Genomic DNA, 14564 nt, shown 5'->3' on the forward strand with positions numbered 1-14564 from the left:
AATAGCCATGCCATTCGGTTATGTGTCATGCACGTGCGGAGGCTGTGGTTGTGGCTATTATTCGGTCACTATTCCCCGTAAACGTTAGTAAACGCCTCTTCGATTTTCGGAACGATGTTCTCCCAATCGGCATCCGGCATTTTGCTGACGGTGACGAACGTCCCGATGCCAAAGATGTTGTCCACCCCGTCGATGCTGAGCAGCGCGCCGGCGAGCGGATGGTCGGTGTCGTCCCCTTTTTTCAGTGAGGTACTCTTCGGTCCTTCGAACAGGCTCTGGCTCGCATTGACTTTAAGTGAATGTGGGTTCGGGGTCTGCTGAATTTGAATGGATACGGCCATGCTTAATCACTCCTTTCTGCCTATAACTGTACCATATTGTCCATTATCCACCAAAACCAATTCGCCCTTCAGAAGTGAAAGCGACATCATTTGCGCTTGGCGAAACGCTGGATTACAATAAAAGGAATTGAACGGTTAGGGAGAGGTGAAGAAATGAGCGACAGCAGACTGCAGACCGGAATGGACGCCACGTACATCGTTTCCGGGGACTCGATTTCCAAGGGGGTCGTGTATGATGAAACGCGCAGCAAATATGTCATCCTTGAGGATAATTACGTATCCCTTCTTCAGGACAAACTAAAGGGAGCCGTGAAAAACACGGCGAGATTCGGCAATACGCTGATGAAGGGCATCGGCAGCCTGAAGAAAGAAATTCTGAAAGGCAAGCCCAGCATGGTGCTGATTGAATACGGCGGCAACGATTGCGATTTTAACTGGAGTGAAATTGCCAGCAATCCGGACGCGGAGCACCGTCCCAAGACGGATTTTACGCTGTTTGAGAAAATGCTGACGGATACGGTGAATTTTCTGAAAAGCCAGTCGATTACACCGGTCCTCATGAGCCTCCCTCCCCTCAACGCGGATAAATACTTCAAGTGGGTCAGCCAGGATAACCCCGAAGCGGAGCGAAACATCATGAAGTTTCTCGGCAGCGTCACCAAAATCTACTGGTGGCAGGAGCGTTACAATTCGACGATTCTCAAGGTGTCCGAGCTGACGAAGACCAAATACATCGACGTGCGGGGTGCTTTTCTCGCCCATCCGGACTTTACCCAATTCATCTGCTCCGACGGCATCCATCCGAACCGGGACGGCCATCGTATCATTTACGACAAGGTTCTCGAGTTCGTCAAAGCCAATTACGGGCATTTGCTGAAAGACAATACGATAGGCTGCGAGGCGTAAATGATAGGATCATGCGAGTTTAGTTGAAATTAGATGGATTTTTTGCGTTTCATTCATCTGTTTGCTGGAAAATCCAATTCAATAGACGTACCATGCTTCCAGACTCAGTTTGTACTAAAAAAGGCTTCCTTATCAGGTGACTTCACCTGGGGGACAGCCTTTTTGTCTGTTCGGAATCAATCCATTGGCGCTGGATCATATAGAAAGAAGGAAACGCAAAAACGGCAGCCCGGGACATGACGTTCATGTCCGGACTGCCGCCCTTATAGTTGATGATCTATATAGGATAAATAGAGCCAAAAGCGTTTATTTTCCGTGGCATTTCTTGTACTTCAGTCCGCTGCCGCAAGGGCACGGCTCGTTGCGTCCCACCTTCGGCACGGTATCCGCTGCGGAAACGTTCACCAGCTTCACCAGCTCCGGCTTTACACCATCGGCAATGGCCTGAAGCTCCACCAGGGTAAACCCGTTATTGGCCCACATCCGGGTATGGTTATAGACTTCGGTCAGCAGCTGAATCGTCTGCTGGGCCTGAAGCGGGTTTTTGAAATTGATTTTGCGGCTCTCGAATTCGTAGATCAGATCCTGAATCGACGAACCCTTGGCGCACGCCAGCTGGAGATCGTCGATCAGGTATTCCACCGTCTCCTGGTCCTTGCACAGCTCCCGCAGCACGTACTGCTGCAGCGCGGACAGCTGCGGCGTCATTTCGAAGTACGTTTCGTCCGTATAACGGAGCAGTTCCTCCTGATCCGGAACGTAATACGGTTTCCCTTCGACCTTCGCGATCCAGTCGTTGATCTTCTGCTCGTCCAGATCATGAAGCAGATAGCTGTTCACGATGTATCCGCCGTGGAGGAGCAAGTTCTCGCCCCGGCCGATCGCCTCATTCACTTCATTCAGAAGCTCCTCCGAACTCAGCGCCTGTTCATTCTGGGCGTTGTAGATCTCAAGAAGCTTGTCCAGCTTAACCGCTCCGTACAAATGGGATGCGGCAACAATATATTGATAAGCCAGCTGGTGCTGGCCGTGCTGCTGTTTCAAAGCAGGCAGATCAGCCTTGCGGATGGCGTCCCTTATTTCTTCCGGCATGATCAGGTGCAGCTGACCTTCCGAAAAAAAGCTGAATACAAGCCCGCGATCCAGCAAAAAGGCATAATCCCCGTATGGAATCGTATTATCTTGAACGGAAGACTCCTGAAGGAGCGTCTCAAACAGGCTCCATTCGGCACCATCCATCTGGAGCAGCATGGACGTCAAATGCTCCGTATTCGTGACGTAATCCGACAGCGCTTCGGCAAGCTCTTCTTTCTTCATCTTGGAACGACCTGTGATGCTGTGGACGGAAGCCAGCGCGGACAGCCTCGTCTTGGTCAGGCTCAGCAAAATCTCGGACAAGCTGGTCATGGGTTCGCCGATGATGGCGTGCTGTATGTTTGTTTGTTCCAGTTGTAACGTAGGGTCTTCCAACATGTACACCTCTTCTTCGTTATTAAGCATGCGCAGCATGACCGGTTAAGGCATCACCCTGCGCCCTTCTACCATTATACACGATGTTCGCTGCGCAGCCCGCCCTCCGGCAAAAAAAGGAACCCGGCCCGGAGGTCAAAACTCCGGCAGGCCGGGTTGTACCGCCTGTCAAGCATCTGCCGCAAGTCGGGTAGGAGCTTGGCTTACACCATAATTTTGCAAATATCGTTCGTGAATTCGACCGGATCCTGGATTGGCAGCCCTTCGATCAGCAGCGCCTGGTTGTACAGCAGGTTCGTGTACAGGCCCAGCTTCTCCCGGTCCTTGTCATAAGCATCCTTCAGGGACTGGAACACCTCGTGGTGAATGTTAATCTCCAGCACCTTATCGGCCTGGATGTCCTGGCCGCTCGGCATCGCTTTGAGCACCTTCTCCATTTCGATCGACAAGTCGCCTTCCGTGGACAGGCAGACCGGGTGGGACTTCAGCCGTTTTGAAGCCTTGACTTCCTTCACCTTGCCCGAGAGAATGTTCTTCATCTCCTCAAAGAGCTCCTTGCTCTCCGTCTCTGCCGCTTCATCTTTATTGTCCGCTTGCGTCTCGATACCGAGATCGCCGCTTGATACCGACTTGAATTCCTTGTCCTTGTACTTCATCAGCATCTTGATGGCAAATTCGTCGATATCGTCGGTGAAGTACAAAATTTCGTAACCCTTATCGGCCACCATTTCCGTCTGCGGCAGCTTCTCAAGCCGCTCCACCGATTCGCCGGCGGCGTAGTAAATATATTTCTGCTCCTCCGGCATTCCGGATACGTATTCGTCCAGCGTTACAAGCTTCTTCTCCTTGGAAGAGGTAAACAGCAGCAGGTCCTGGAGCACGTCCTTATCGGCGCCGTAATTGTTGTACACGCCGAACTTCAGTTGTCTGCCGAACGCCTCGTAGAACTTCTCGTATTTCTCGCGCTCATCCTTTAGCAGCGTCTGCAGCTGGCTCTTGATCTTGCTCTTGATATTTTTCGCGATCAGCGTCAGCTGACGGTCATGCTGCAGCATTTCTCGGGAAATGTTCAGCGACAGGTCTTCGGAATCGACCATCCCTTTGACGAAGCTGAAGTAATCTGGGAGCAGGTCGCCACATTTTTCCATAATAAGGACGCCGTTCGAGTAAAGCTCAAGCCCCTTCTCGTATTCCTTCGTATAATAATCGAACGGGGTGTGCTCCGGAATGAACAGGATCGCGTTGTACACAACGGCGCCGTCCGCTTTGATGTGCACATGCGTCAGCGGCTTGTCAAACCCGTAGCGCTTCTCGTTATAAAAGTTGACGTAGTCCTCATCGGTCAGCTCGCCCTTGTTCTTGCGCCAGATCGGAACCATGCTGTTCACGGTCTGCTCTTCGCTGTATTCCTCGAACTCGCCTCCCTCTTTCGGCCGGTGTCCGGTGACGTCCATCTTGATCGGGTACCGGATGAAATCCGAGTACTTCTTGATAATCGTCCGGAGGCGGTAATCCTCCAGAAACTCATCGTAATTGTCTTCTTCCGTGTTTTCTTTGATTTTCAAAGTAATTTCCGTACCCACGGTATCCTTTGCCGCAGGCTCGATCGTATATCCGTCCGCTCCCGCAGACTCCCACTTGTACGCCGTATCGGAGCCAAGCGCCTTGGTGATGACCGTCACCCGGTCCGCCACCATAAAGGCCGAATAGAAGCCGACCCCGAACTGGCCGATAATGTTGTGGCCGTCTTTGGCTTCGTTCTCATTCTTGAAGGCCAGCGACCCGCTCTTTGCTATGACGCCCAGATTATTCTCCAGCTCCTCCTGCGTCATCCCGATGCCCGTATCGGAAATTGTCAGCGTTCTGGCTTCTTTATCCGGCGTGATCCGGATGTAATAATCGTCTTTATTGAAAACCAGCTGGTCGTCTGTTAGCGCTTTATAATAGATTTTATCGATAGCGTCGCTGGCGTTGGAGATGAGTTCGCGCAAAAAAATCTCCCGCTGCGTATAAATGGAGTTGATCATCATTTCAAGCAGTCGTTTCGACTCGGCTTTAAACTCTTTCATGGCCATCTAGCATACTCCCCTCAACGAACATAGTATCTTAGCACTCAAACATAATGAGTGCTAATTATTCTTATTTTTATATAACATAAGTTCATTTTTGAAGTCAACAATTGGTTATTCGGATCGCATTCGCATCCCTTCCGGCCATTCCCGGCAAACGCCGAACAGGGCTGACCGCGCAGCCTTTTGCAAAAGCTGCGCGGTCAGCCCCATCTTTTATCGTCGCTGTCATGTTTTGCCTATCCGGGACCCGCCTATTCCTTGACCGACCCCAGCACGATGCCGTGAATGAGATACCGCTGCAAGAACGGATAGATCAGCAGGATCGGGATCATGGATACGAGAATTTTGGCCGAGTTGAGCGTGGTGTTGGAAATCTTGTTGTACTGCTGCAGCTGTTCGACCGATAGATTCTGCATCTGGTCCCGCGTCAAGCTCAGCTGCTGCAGGTACGTTTGCAGCGGAATTTTATGGCTGTCGTTGATCAGCACGATCCCGTCGAAGAAGTTGTTCCAGTGGCCCACGATGACAAACAGCGTAATCGTCGCCAAGCTGGGCATGGAAACCGGGATGAAGATATGCCACAAAATTTTCAGCGGACCCGCCCCGTCGATAAAGGCCGCCTCCTCCATCTCCTTCGGAATCCCTTTGAAAAAGTTCATCAGCAGGATGACGTTAAAGACCGGTACCGCGCCGGGCAGCACGAGCGCCCAGATCGAGTTGATCATTCCCAGCTTGCTGATGACCATGTACCAGGGAACAATGCCGCCGCTGAACAGCATCGTGAACACGATGATCCACATATAGACGTTGCGGGCCCGGAACTGCGAGGCCGTTCTAGACAGCGGGTACGCCATCAGAACCGTCAGCAGCATGTTGATAGCTCCGCCCAGGGCGACCCGTTCCACCGACACCAGGAAAGCCCTCCAGAACTTCTCGTCGTCCAAAATTTTAACGTAAGAGGAGAAGTTGATACCTACCGGGAGAAAATACACCTTACCCGCGTTGACCGCCGTGCTGCTGCTCACCGACACCATGATCGTATTGATGATCGGGGCAAGGGACAGGCAGGCGATCAGCACCAGCACCAGGATGATCAGGAAGCGGGAAGCCTGCGCCCCGAACGTTCTTGATTGTATCATGCAAATCAGCGCCCCTTTCTAGAAAATCCGGTAACCGGCGTATTTGGAAGCCAGCTTGTAGGACACGACGATCAGCACGAAGCTGATGACCGATTTCATCAAGCCGACCGCAGTGGCAAACGAATACTGCATCTGGATCAGACCCATCCGGTACACGAACGTGTCAATGATGTCTCCAGTCTGATACACCAGCGGATTGTACATATTGAACACCTGATCGAAACCGGCATTCAGCACATTGCCCAGGCTCAGCGTGCCGAGCAGGATGATCGTCGGCAAAATCCCGGGCAGCGTAATGTTCAGCGTCTGCTTCCACCGGCTTGCCCCGTCGAGAGCGGCCGATTCGTACAGCGAAGGATTGATGCCCGTCAGGGCGGCCAGGTAGACGATCGTTCCGTACCCGAACTCCTTCCAGGTGTCGGTCACGATCAGCAGCGGCCTGAACCAGGTGTTGCTTGCCAGAAACATCATTCTATCCATCCCAAAGAGCTGCAGAACGTTGTTCACCATGCCGTCGTAAGAGAAGATCATCGTCATCATCGTGCCGAGCACGACCCAGGACATGAAGTGGGGAAGGTACACGATCGTCTGCACGGTGCTTTTGAACACCTTGAGGCGTACTTCATTCAGCAGCAGCGCAAACACGATCGGCACGATCAGCCCCAGTATGATTTTTCCGACCGCGATAACCAGCGTATTGACGAAAATTTGTTTCGCGTCCGGCAGCTGAAACATATACGTAAAATTGGTCAGCCCGGCCCATTTGGAGCCGAAGATGCCTTTGGCCGGAATGAATTTCTGAAAGGCCATCACGATGCCGAACATCGGGACGATGGAGAAAATGAACAGCAGCACCATGCCCGGCAGCAGCATGAAGTGATACGTCATTTCATGAAAGGCTTTCCGTTTCTTCCGTATTCGTCCCGAAACCTGCCGCTCCGTATTGAGACTTGCTTCCAGCGAAGACATGCTTATCACTTCCATTTATCCAGGATGTATTGACTTGGGCCGATAATCGGCCCCTATGAACAACGCAGGGAGCCAAACCGAAGCCGGGCCCCCTGACGTTTGCGTACAAGCCTCGAAACCGCCTTACCTGCTGCTCATCTCTTCCACTTCCTGCGTGATCTCATCGCCGCCGGTCTTCTTCCAGGTCGACACGAATTGATCAAAAGCGTCGATGCCGGCCTGTCCCATGATGATCTTCAGCATCATTTCCTGCTCCATCTTCTGCAGGTTGGCCCATTTCAGCTTCATCGTTTCCGTCGTGCCGTAGAAGCCGGCCGGAATCACTTCGAGGTTCGGGTTGTTCGCCTCCCGCTGCCCCTCGATCCGGGACAGATATTCGCCGTACGTATTGGCGTCGATCGCAGTCCCCTTTTGCTTGAACTCCTGGTACGCTTCGTAGGACACGACGCGGTCCTCCTGAATTCCGTCGGCGCTGCCTGCTTTGTCGGCCTTCATGATGTCGTCGTAATACCGCTTGAGCACGTCGTCATAGTCCACCTGCATCGGAATTTGTGTCGGCTCGTTATTCCAGCGGCTGTGGTCGGTCAGCCCTTCGCTGGCATGCTCCTTCTTGTACTGGACGGCGTCGTCCGTCAGCGAGTACAGGAAGTCCGTCGTCAGGTTGATCGATTTCATAATCGCTTCAGGATGCGGGTAGCCTTTGCGCACAACGACAATGCCTCCGCCGACCGGGTCCTGCCGGATCGTTTTAAATTTGCCGTTCTCATCTACAGGTGCGGATACCGCCACCCATTCGGCTTTCGGATCCTGCTTGATGGAGTCCTTGTAATTCGTGTATCCGATCCACCATGGGTTAAAGAGCATGCCAGCCTGGCCGTTGATGACCAGCGCTTCCTTCTCTTCGTCCGAGCGGACCGCAAACTGCTTGTCGATCAGCCCTTCCTTGTAATGCTGAGCCAAATCAGCGAGCGCCTCTTTCATTTCGGGCTGCACGGAGCCGTACACGACCTTGCCGTCTTTTTTGATCCACTGCCCCGGAAATGCATTATAAGCTGCAAAAATCGGCGAGAAATTCATCGCATCCTGATTCATCCCGAACCCGATCGTCTTGCCGGTTCCGGAGACGTCCTTCTCTACAAAGGTTTTAGCCAGGTTCCACACATCGTCCACCGACTGCGGCAGCTTGCCGCCGACCTTGTCCAGCCAGTCTTTGCGAATCCACAGCAGCTGATGCTGGTTGCCGATATTCGTCATCGGCAGGCCCATGATTTTGCCGTCTACTTTCACTTGATCGAGCAGCAGATCCCCGTAAGAAGAGTAAATGTTTTTGACGCCCTCGGAGGCGGTTTTTTTCATATACCTCTGTCATATCTTCAATGAGGTCATTGTCCACGAGCTGGTTGAAAATTGTGCGGCTGACCAGCATCACGTCCGGCAGCTCACCGGTCGTCATCGACAGGGACAGCTTCTGGTCCATATCGTCGGTCTCCCAGGCTACCTTGGCCTTCACGTTCACTTTGCTCTCGACGTAGCGGGTCGCCATGTTGTTTTCAATCGAATCGCCCTTCGGCAGATTGTTCGTATGGCTCGTATTGCGTCCGATGGTAAACTCCACCGGGGATTCATACTTGCTGTACGGCTCGTAGTCCTTTTCGCTGACAACCTTGTCCTCCGCTTTGCCGCTTCCGCCGCCGCATCCGCTGACGATAAGCGCCGTTATGCACGTGACGGCCAGCAGCGACGATATTTTTCGCTTGTTCATCCCTTTGAACCCCTCTCTTGTCGATTCCTTGTACAAGTAAAATTGTATGCGGTTGCAAAAAAATCGTATATATCACATTTTTCCGTTCTGTGTCACTTTTTTCATGAATGCCCCGTAGGCGGATTCGACACACAAAAAGAGCGCCCCGAAGGAACGCTCTATGACTCTGGCGGCAGCTGCCAGACGTTGAGCAATAATAGGAATACCCCGGTATATGCCAGCAGGCAGCACGACTGCCGGCTTCACACAGCCTCGACTATTATTGATGCTCAGCCTTGAACGGGATAGTCCACCACCACGACCTGCTCGATCAAGCCATCGAGCCTGCGGACAAATGTCTGATGCGCCGGATGCGGCCCATAGGCCTGCAGCGATTCGCGGTCCTTGAAAGTCACGCGAAGCCCGATGCTGAACCCGTGGATGTTTTCTGTCTCCTCCGTTTCATTGACGCCGGCCGTGAGGTCAACGATGCCGGGGATCTGATCTTTCAGCCCCCGCAGTAGCCCGAGGAGCTCCTGCTCCAGCTCCGGTTCAAGAATGCGGTTAAATTTAAATGAGACCAAATGTTCAAACATATGGTTTCTTCCTCCTCATGCGTTCTTTCCTTCTTTACCTTCTTTCCATACGGAAGCCGGCTCTTCCTTCTGCGCGCTAAAAAACAGGATCGCCTGCCGGCCAATGGCGCTTCGAAGCGGATACACGCCCCATTCGCTACCGCTGATCTCCGCCCTCTATGGACCGGCAGCCGCGCTCTCGACTAGCCCCTTCGGCGCCGTGTCCGCCGGCTCCGCAGGAAACGTCAGGGTGACCGTCGTGCCCATCCCGGGGGCGCTGTCGATGGCTAGGCCGTACGGCAGCCCGTAATACAGCCTCATCCGGTCGTTGACGTTCTTCACGCCGGTTCCCCCGTTCTCTGCCGACAGCAGCTTGGCGGCCTGGACAGGGGTCATACCGACGCCGTTATCCGTTACGCTCAGCGTCAGGATGCCCTCCTGCCGGCGCGACGCAATGACGATCCGCGGAGTTTCCTCAGCCTCCGGATAGGTGAATCCGTGCTTGATCGCGTTCTCCACGATCGGCTGCAGCACGAAGTGAATGATTTTCAAATCCGCCGTATCTTCATCCACTTGAAATTCCACGTCAAAGTCCCCGTCATTCATGACGAGCTGCAGGTCCAGATACGCCCGGATATGCTCGATTTCGTTCGCAACCGTCGCCATATCCCTGCCCCCGTTCAGGGTCGTCCGGTAGAACTTGGCCAGCGTCGATACCATGTACCCGGTTTCCAGGTCACGCTCTTTTTGGCCCGCCAGTGTATAAAAGACAGCGTGTTGTACAGAAAGTGGGGATTGATCTGATTGATCAATCGCTGGTACTCGCTCTGCTGCCTGGCGATTTCCGCCTGGTACACCTGGTGAATCAGACTGTTGATGCGCCCCAGCATCCTGCCGATGCCGTTGGTCAGTTCCCCAAATTCGTCCCGGGAGGAGCTCTGGATGACCACGTCCAGGTTGTTCTGCTCCACCTTGTCCACCTTGTTTTTGAGATGGATGATCCGCCTCGTGAAGTTGTTCGACACGATATAAATCAGGAAAAAGGCGACGAGCAGGCTTAAGGCGATGACGAGCAGGGTGATTTTGAAAAACGTCAGCGCGTTGACATACGCATTCGCATTGGACAGGTAATAATGGATCGTCCATCCGTTGCTCTTCAGCGTCCGGTCGAGCCGGGTCGCCCCTTGAGCGGGCGGGTCCGCCTTCTGTTCACGGAAGATCGGCTGGTGCTGCGGACCCTCGATCTGCACGGTAATATGATCCGACAGCTTGTCCATATCCGAGAAAATGCTGTCGTAATTGACCGAGATCACCATGTAGTTGCTGTCCTTCAAATTGCTGATCAGCTCCTGCACCAGGTAGACGTGACTGCCGTCCACCACCCAATGCCTGCCCCGGTACCCGTCGAACCACGGCTTTTGCTTCAAATCGCTGAGCGGCAAAATGTTGTCGCGGATGCCGAGCAAATCCCCGGACGTATAGAACGTAATGCCCTCGATATTGTCGTCCATCGTTTTCGTATTGGAGATGAGCGGATCCATAATATCCCGAAAATCGAGGAACATCTCGAAGTAGTTGCCCGCATAGTTCCGGGTGAACAGTTTCGAAAAGTCGCGGTTCAGCACGATAAATTCGCTCAGCGTGTTGTAGCGGTTGATTTTATAATCGAGAATGTTCGCCACTTGGTCCAGACTGGCCGCAGCTTCGCTCTTCAGCTCCTTCATTTGGATGCGATAGGATTGGATAAAAGCGAGTACGCCGAGCAGCAGAATGGGAATCAGCGCAATAAAAAGGTGGGACAGCAGCAGCTTGTTGCGGAACCGGATATCATTGAACCTGCTCTTGATCCAGTGAAGCATGGACATTCCCGCTCTCTCTATACTGTAATGGGCTCACGCCGTAGTTGGTTTTGAACAGCCGGCAAAAATAAGAGGTGTTGTCGATGCCGACAAACGCCGCGATGTCGTTAATTTTCATATTGGAGTGCAGCAGCAGATGGCCTGCCTTGCGGAGGCGAAGGTCGGTCAAATATTTGGAAAAGTTCATCCCGGTTTCTTTCTTGAACAAAATGCTCAAGTATCCAGGGGACAGATACACCTCATTGGCCACCTCCGTCAATGACAGGTCGCGCTGAAAGTGATCCTTCACGAACTCCTTCACCTGGCGGATCACCTTCGATTCCTCCGATTCCACCTCCGGCTCGCCGGCATGGGGGCGAATATGCGTAATCTCCTCCATCACCTCCAAAAACTCCTCGGTCACAAGCGGCTTAAGCAGATAGTTGACGACGCCCAGCTTAATGGCGGTTTTCGCGTATTCGAATTCGTCGTATCCGCTGCAGATGACGATTTTGAGGTTGTCCTGCGTTTTTTTCGCCAGTCGGCCGAGCTCGAGGCCGCTCATCAGCGGCATTTTGACATCGGTAATCAGAATATCGATCGGGTGGCGGTTCAAAATGTTTTCGGCCGCGCGGCCATTCTCGGCTTCGAGCACGTGGAACGGGAACCGGTATTCTGATATCAAATCCTTGATGCCTTCTCGTTGAACATGCTCATCGTCTACTACAAGAACATTAAACATCGTACGGACTCGTCTCCTTATGAACTAATAATATACAGGGAAAGGACCTTGGGGTATGCGGCTGCTACGCTTTAGCGATGCAATCGATGGAAGTGATTGATATATTAGGTATGTCTGCTTTTATTGCATTATATCATATGAAGTGAAAGTGCTTTCAATAAATTGTTGATAGTGGGATAGGCACGCCCATCCGTAAGACGAGAAAAAATCGCCAGCGCCCGTAATCTGTGCATTCGGGACAGTTTCTCCGAAATGGCTGCAGGTAAATTTTTCAAAAAAGATCCTATATCAATCTATCGGCTCATCCACTTCCCGTTCGTGAAATCCGGAATCGCCACCGGATGCCCTCCGAGCGCGATCGACTCTTCGGAAAGGGCCGAGATGCTCATCCAGGCTGCCATATCGTACACATCAAGCGGCGTTTCCGTGCCGTTCTTCACGCATTCGATAAATTCGGAGTAGACCAGCCAATCCATGCCTCCGTGGCCGCCCTTCACGCCCTCGCTGATGAATTTCTTCCAGATCGGATGCTCATACTGCTCGCGGAAGGAATCGGCGTTGCCCCATTGGCTTTTCCAGTCGAAGTGGTGCTCGTCATGCTGCCCGTCGATGTAAATGGAGTGGTTCTCCTCCACATACATCCCCTTGGTGCCCCGGACCGTGAACCCTCTGGAGTAATAGCGGGGAAGCGTCGTGTCGAGCGTAATCGTGATCGTTTCGCCATGGGCGCACTTGATAACGGTGGTGACGATATCGCCCTGCATGAATTCGGTCTGGGCAAGTGCCGAATCGGCGCCTCTCTCCCGGACAACGTATTCATGCATGCCTTTAGCCTTGGAGGACATGGAGACAAGGGATACCATCCGGTTGCCGTGGTTGATGCCCAGGATCTGAGCAATGGGTCCGAGCTCATGCGTCGGGTAGTTTTCACAGTTGCGGTGAATATAGTTGTTCAGGCGGTAATGCCGGTTTTCGATGCCGTAGGCAATTTCTTCGCGCAGATCGTGATGGTAGCCGCCGGCGCAGTGAACGATGTCGCCGAATACGCCCTGCTTGACCATGTTCAGCACCATCAGTTCTTCGCGTCCGTAGCAGCAGTTTTCCATAATCATGCAGGGTACGCCGGTGCGCTCGTACGTCTCCACCAGCTTCCAGCACTCCTGCACCGAATAGGCGCCGCCCACCTCGCTGGCCACGTAGATTCCCGCTTCCATGCATGCCGTAGCAATATGAATATGGTCCGCCCAGGATGCGCCGATGACAACGGCGTCCAGCCCCGGCAGGGCCACAACTTCCTGATATTTGGTCGTTACCAGCGGTCTGGCGGTTCCTGTCTCTTGGACATAGCCAGCCGCCTCCTCGCAGCGGTCTTCATACAGGTCGCAAACCGCGACAACCTCGACATCTTCCATATGCAGGATGATTCCTCTCAGCAGCCCCATGCCGCGTGCGCCGAGACCGATCATTCCAACACGCACCTTCTCCTTCACCCTCGATCACTCCTCCAAATATTTGGTTATTTTGGCTGTGAATAATGCAGTCCATCTTTGGCTGTTTTATGGACTATACAAGCATAGTTCTCTATAAAAAGGGTTATTCCTTCTCCAAATTTTTCGTGTTTTTTGGATACCGAGCGTAAGGGAACCGGAAGACCTATTCCTCCCCCGGATCCGGCTTGGCCAGCCGCCCAATTATGTCTAAGAAGACTATATTGGGCCAAGTCCATAAAAAAAGACCAAAGCCATCGGTTCGGCTGTGGCCTTGGTCTCACAAGTTCATTTGTGGTTACTTCACTGCTGACGGTTCGGTCTTCTTCAGATAGGCGCGCCAGGTAATGCACCACTGCCGCGGATCGTCCAGGGACGATTCATCGTTGCGGTGAACTGTGCTGGCATGAGGAGCCGTCCGGACCATCTCGGGATTCGTGTACGCTTCATTTGAAATATGCTCCAGCGCCTGGATGTACTCGTCAAGATCTTCCTTGGAGTACGATTCGGTCGGCTCGAGCGTAAACGGCTGCGGCACGATGTACGGATGATGGGACGTCCAGTAATGCAGGCCGAAGTCGCACATCCGCCGCGTAATATCTTCGGTCGTGACGCCGGTCTCGTCGGTCAGCTGCTTCCAGCTGTAGCGGACCTGCTCCAGGCGTCGGCCCTTGATGTACGGCGCGCTTGCCCCGCGGATCTGCAGGATTTTGTGGTACAGATAGTTATTGTTCAGCACAGCGGTCTGCGCCACATCCTTCAGTCCTTCCGCACCGAGGCTGAGAATCCACGCGTAGGCGCGGAGCACCGTCTGGGCGACGCCGTGGAAGCTGCGGACCTTGCCGATGCTGCTGCCGCCTTGCTCCCGCAGGACATAGCTCCCGTCCGCCGCCTGATCCACCAGCGGTCCCGGCAGAAACGGCTTCAGCGCATCGGTCACGCCGAGCGCGCCGGTGGCCGGTCCGCCGCACATATGCGGCGCGGCAAACGTCTTGTGCAGGTTGAAGAAGCACATGTCAAAGCCCGCTTCCTTCGCGCGGGTAATGCCGAGCAGGCCGTTGGCATTGGCCTGGTCGTAGTAGCAGACCCCGCCGGCGGCATGCACCACGTCCGTAAACTCGCGGATCCGGTGGTTATAAATGCCGGTGTCTTCCGGGTTCGCCACGACGAAGCCGGCGGTCCGTTCGGAGACCGCAGCTTTCAGTTTCTCCAGGTCCGGGAATCCGTCCTCGTCCGGATGAAGGGTGATGATTTTGTAGCCTTTGACGGCAGCGGTCGCCGCCT

General features: G+C 53.4%; 11 protein-coding genes and 2 pseudogenes. 1 reads left to right on the top strand and 12 read right to left on the bottom strand.

Translation table 11 applies throughout. The annotated features are described in order from the left end of the window. Positions 1-68: 68 nt before the first annotated feature. Entirely contained in the window at positions 69-341 is a 273-nt protein-coding gene (locus CPT76_RS03330; RefSeq protein WP_076175691.1) for a NifU N-terminal domain-containing protein, read from the bottom strand. A gap of 153 nt (positions 342-494) precedes the next feature. On the opposite strand from CPT76_RS03330, the gene CPT76_RS03335 reads away from it, so the two are divergent. Beyond that, a complete protein-coding gene (locus CPT76_RS03335; RefSeq protein WP_105441922.1) occupies positions 495-1247 on the top strand; it encodes an SGNH/GDSL hydrolase family protein in 753 nt (250 codons plus the stop codon). Positions 1248-1553: 306 nt separating this feature from the next. Here CPT76_RS03335 and CPT76_RS03340 read toward each other — a convergent pair whose 3' ends face one another. The 11 genes and pseudogenes from CPT76_RS03340 to CPT76_RS03385 form a co-directional block, all read right to left on the bottom strand. Continuing rightward, positions 1554-2756, bottom strand: a complete 1203-nt coding sequence (locus tag CPT76_RS03340) for an SEC-C metal-binding domain-containing protein (protein ID WP_105441923.1) — start codon at positions 2754-2756, stop codon at positions 1554-1556. 164 nt (positions 2757-2920) lie between these two features. Further along, positions 2921-4792 carry a molecular chaperone HtpG gene (gene htpG, locus CPT76_RS03345; RefSeq protein ID WP_105441924.1) on the bottom strand — a complete coding sequence of 624 codons (1872 nt, stop codon included), beginning with the start codon at positions 4790-4792 and terminating at the stop codon, positions 2921-2923. Positions 4793-5040: 248 nt separating this feature from the next. Continuing rightward, positions 5041-5928 (bottom strand): carbohydrate ABC transporter permease, encoded by an 888-nt coding sequence (locus tag CPT76_RS03350; RefSeq protein WP_105441925.1) that lies wholly within the window; start codon positions 5926-5928, stop codon positions 5041-5043. A gap of 18 nt (positions 5929-5946) precedes the next feature. Beyond that, on the bottom strand, positions 5947-6816 hold the full coding sequence (locus tag CPT76_RS03355; protein ID WP_234489544.1) for an ABC transporter permease: 870 nt from the start codon (positions 6814-6816) through the stop codon (positions 5947-5949). Between the two features lie 204 nt (positions 6817-7020). Further along, the gene (locus CPT76_RS03360) at positions 7021-8163 is read right to left on the bottom strand and encodes a type 2 periplasmic-binding domain-containing protein (protein ID WP_374954597.1); all 1143 of its coding nucleotides are present in this window, start codon (positions 8161-8163) and stop codon (positions 7021-7023) included. A gap of 765 nt (positions 8164-8928) precedes the next feature. Continuing rightward, complete coding sequence (locus CPT76_RS03365; protein ID WP_105441927.1) at positions 8929-9234, bottom strand: Dabb family protein; 306 nt, start codon at positions 9232-9234, stop codon at positions 8929-8931. A gap of 156 nt (positions 9235-9390) precedes the next feature. Beyond that, positions 9391-9879: a sensor histidine kinase gene (locus tag CPT76_RS38810; RefSeq protein WP_374954601.1), complete on the bottom strand. Its 489-nt coding sequence runs from the start codon at positions 9877-9879 to the stop codon at positions 9391-9393. 3 nt (positions 9880-9882) lie between these two features. Beyond that, a pseudogene (locus CPT76_RS03370) lies at positions 9883-11078 on the bottom strand (sensor histidine kinase); the annotation flags it as partial. Next, positions 11041-11793, bottom strand: coding sequence for a response regulator transcription factor (locus CPT76_RS03375; protein WP_105441928.1), 753 nt, complete (start codon positions 11791-11793; stop codon positions 11041-11043). The pseudogene CPT76_RS03370 and the gene CPT76_RS03375, both read right to left, overlap by 38 nt. Before the next feature lie 293 nt (positions 11794-12086). After that, positions 12087-13283 carry a Gfo/Idh/MocA family protein gene (locus tag CPT76_RS03380; protein ID WP_105441929.1) on the bottom strand — a complete coding sequence of 399 codons (1197 nt, stop codon included), beginning with the start codon at positions 13281-13283 and terminating at the stop codon, positions 12087-12089. A 295-nt stretch (positions 13284-13578) separates the two neighbouring features. Next, positions 13579-14564: pseudogene (locus CPT76_RS03385) on the bottom strand (aminomethyl-transferring glycine dehydrogenase subunit GcvPB); the annotation flags it as partial.

The organism is Paenibacillus sp. AR247, from assembly GCF_002968895.1.
Taxonomy (GTDB): domain Bacteria; phylum Bacillota; class Bacilli; order Paenibacillales; family Paenibacillaceae; genus Paenibacillus_AQ; species Paenibacillus_AQ favisporus.

Excerpts from the sequence above, each read along its gene's own strand:
- CPT76_RS03360 (WP_374954597.1), bottom strand. The coding sequence starts at position 8,163 with ATGGGCCTGCCGATGACGAATATCGGCAACCAGCATCAGCTGCTGTGG.
- CPT76_RS03330 (WP_076175691.1), bottom strand. The coding sequence starts at position 341 with ATGGCCGTATCCATTCAAATTCAGCAGACCCCGAACCCACATTCACTT.
- CPT76_RS03355 (WP_234489544.1), bottom strand. The coding sequence starts at position 6,816 with ATGACGTATCACTTCATGCTGCTGCCGGGCATGGTGCTGCTGTTCATT.
- htpG (WP_105441924.1), bottom strand. The coding sequence starts at position 4,792 with ATGGCCATGAAAGAGTTTAAAGCCGAGTCGAAACGACTGCTTGAAATG.
- CPT76_RS03375 (WP_105441928.1), bottom strand. The coding sequence starts at position 11,793 with ATGTTTAATGTTCTTGTAGTAGACGATGAGCATGTTCAACGAGAAGGC.
- CPT76_RS38810 (WP_374954601.1), bottom strand. The coding sequence starts at position 9,879 with ATGGCGACGGTTGCGAACGAAATCGAGCATATCCGGGCGTATCTGGAC.
- CPT76_RS03335 (WP_105441922.1), top strand. The coding sequence starts at position 495 with ATGAGCGACAGCAGACTGCAGACCGGAATGGACGCCACGTACATCGTT.
- CPT76_RS03340 (WP_105441923.1), bottom strand. The coding sequence starts at position 2,756 with ATGCTGCGCATGCTTAATAACGAAGAAGAGGTGTACATGTTGGAAGAC.
- CPT76_RS03350 (WP_105441925.1), bottom strand. The coding sequence starts at position 5,928 with ATGATACAATCAAGAACGTTCGGGGCGCAGGCTTCCCGCTTCCTGATC.
- CPT76_RS03365 (WP_105441927.1), bottom strand. The coding sequence starts at position 9,234 with ATGTTTGAACATTTGGTCTCATTTAAATTTAACCGCATTCTTGAACCG.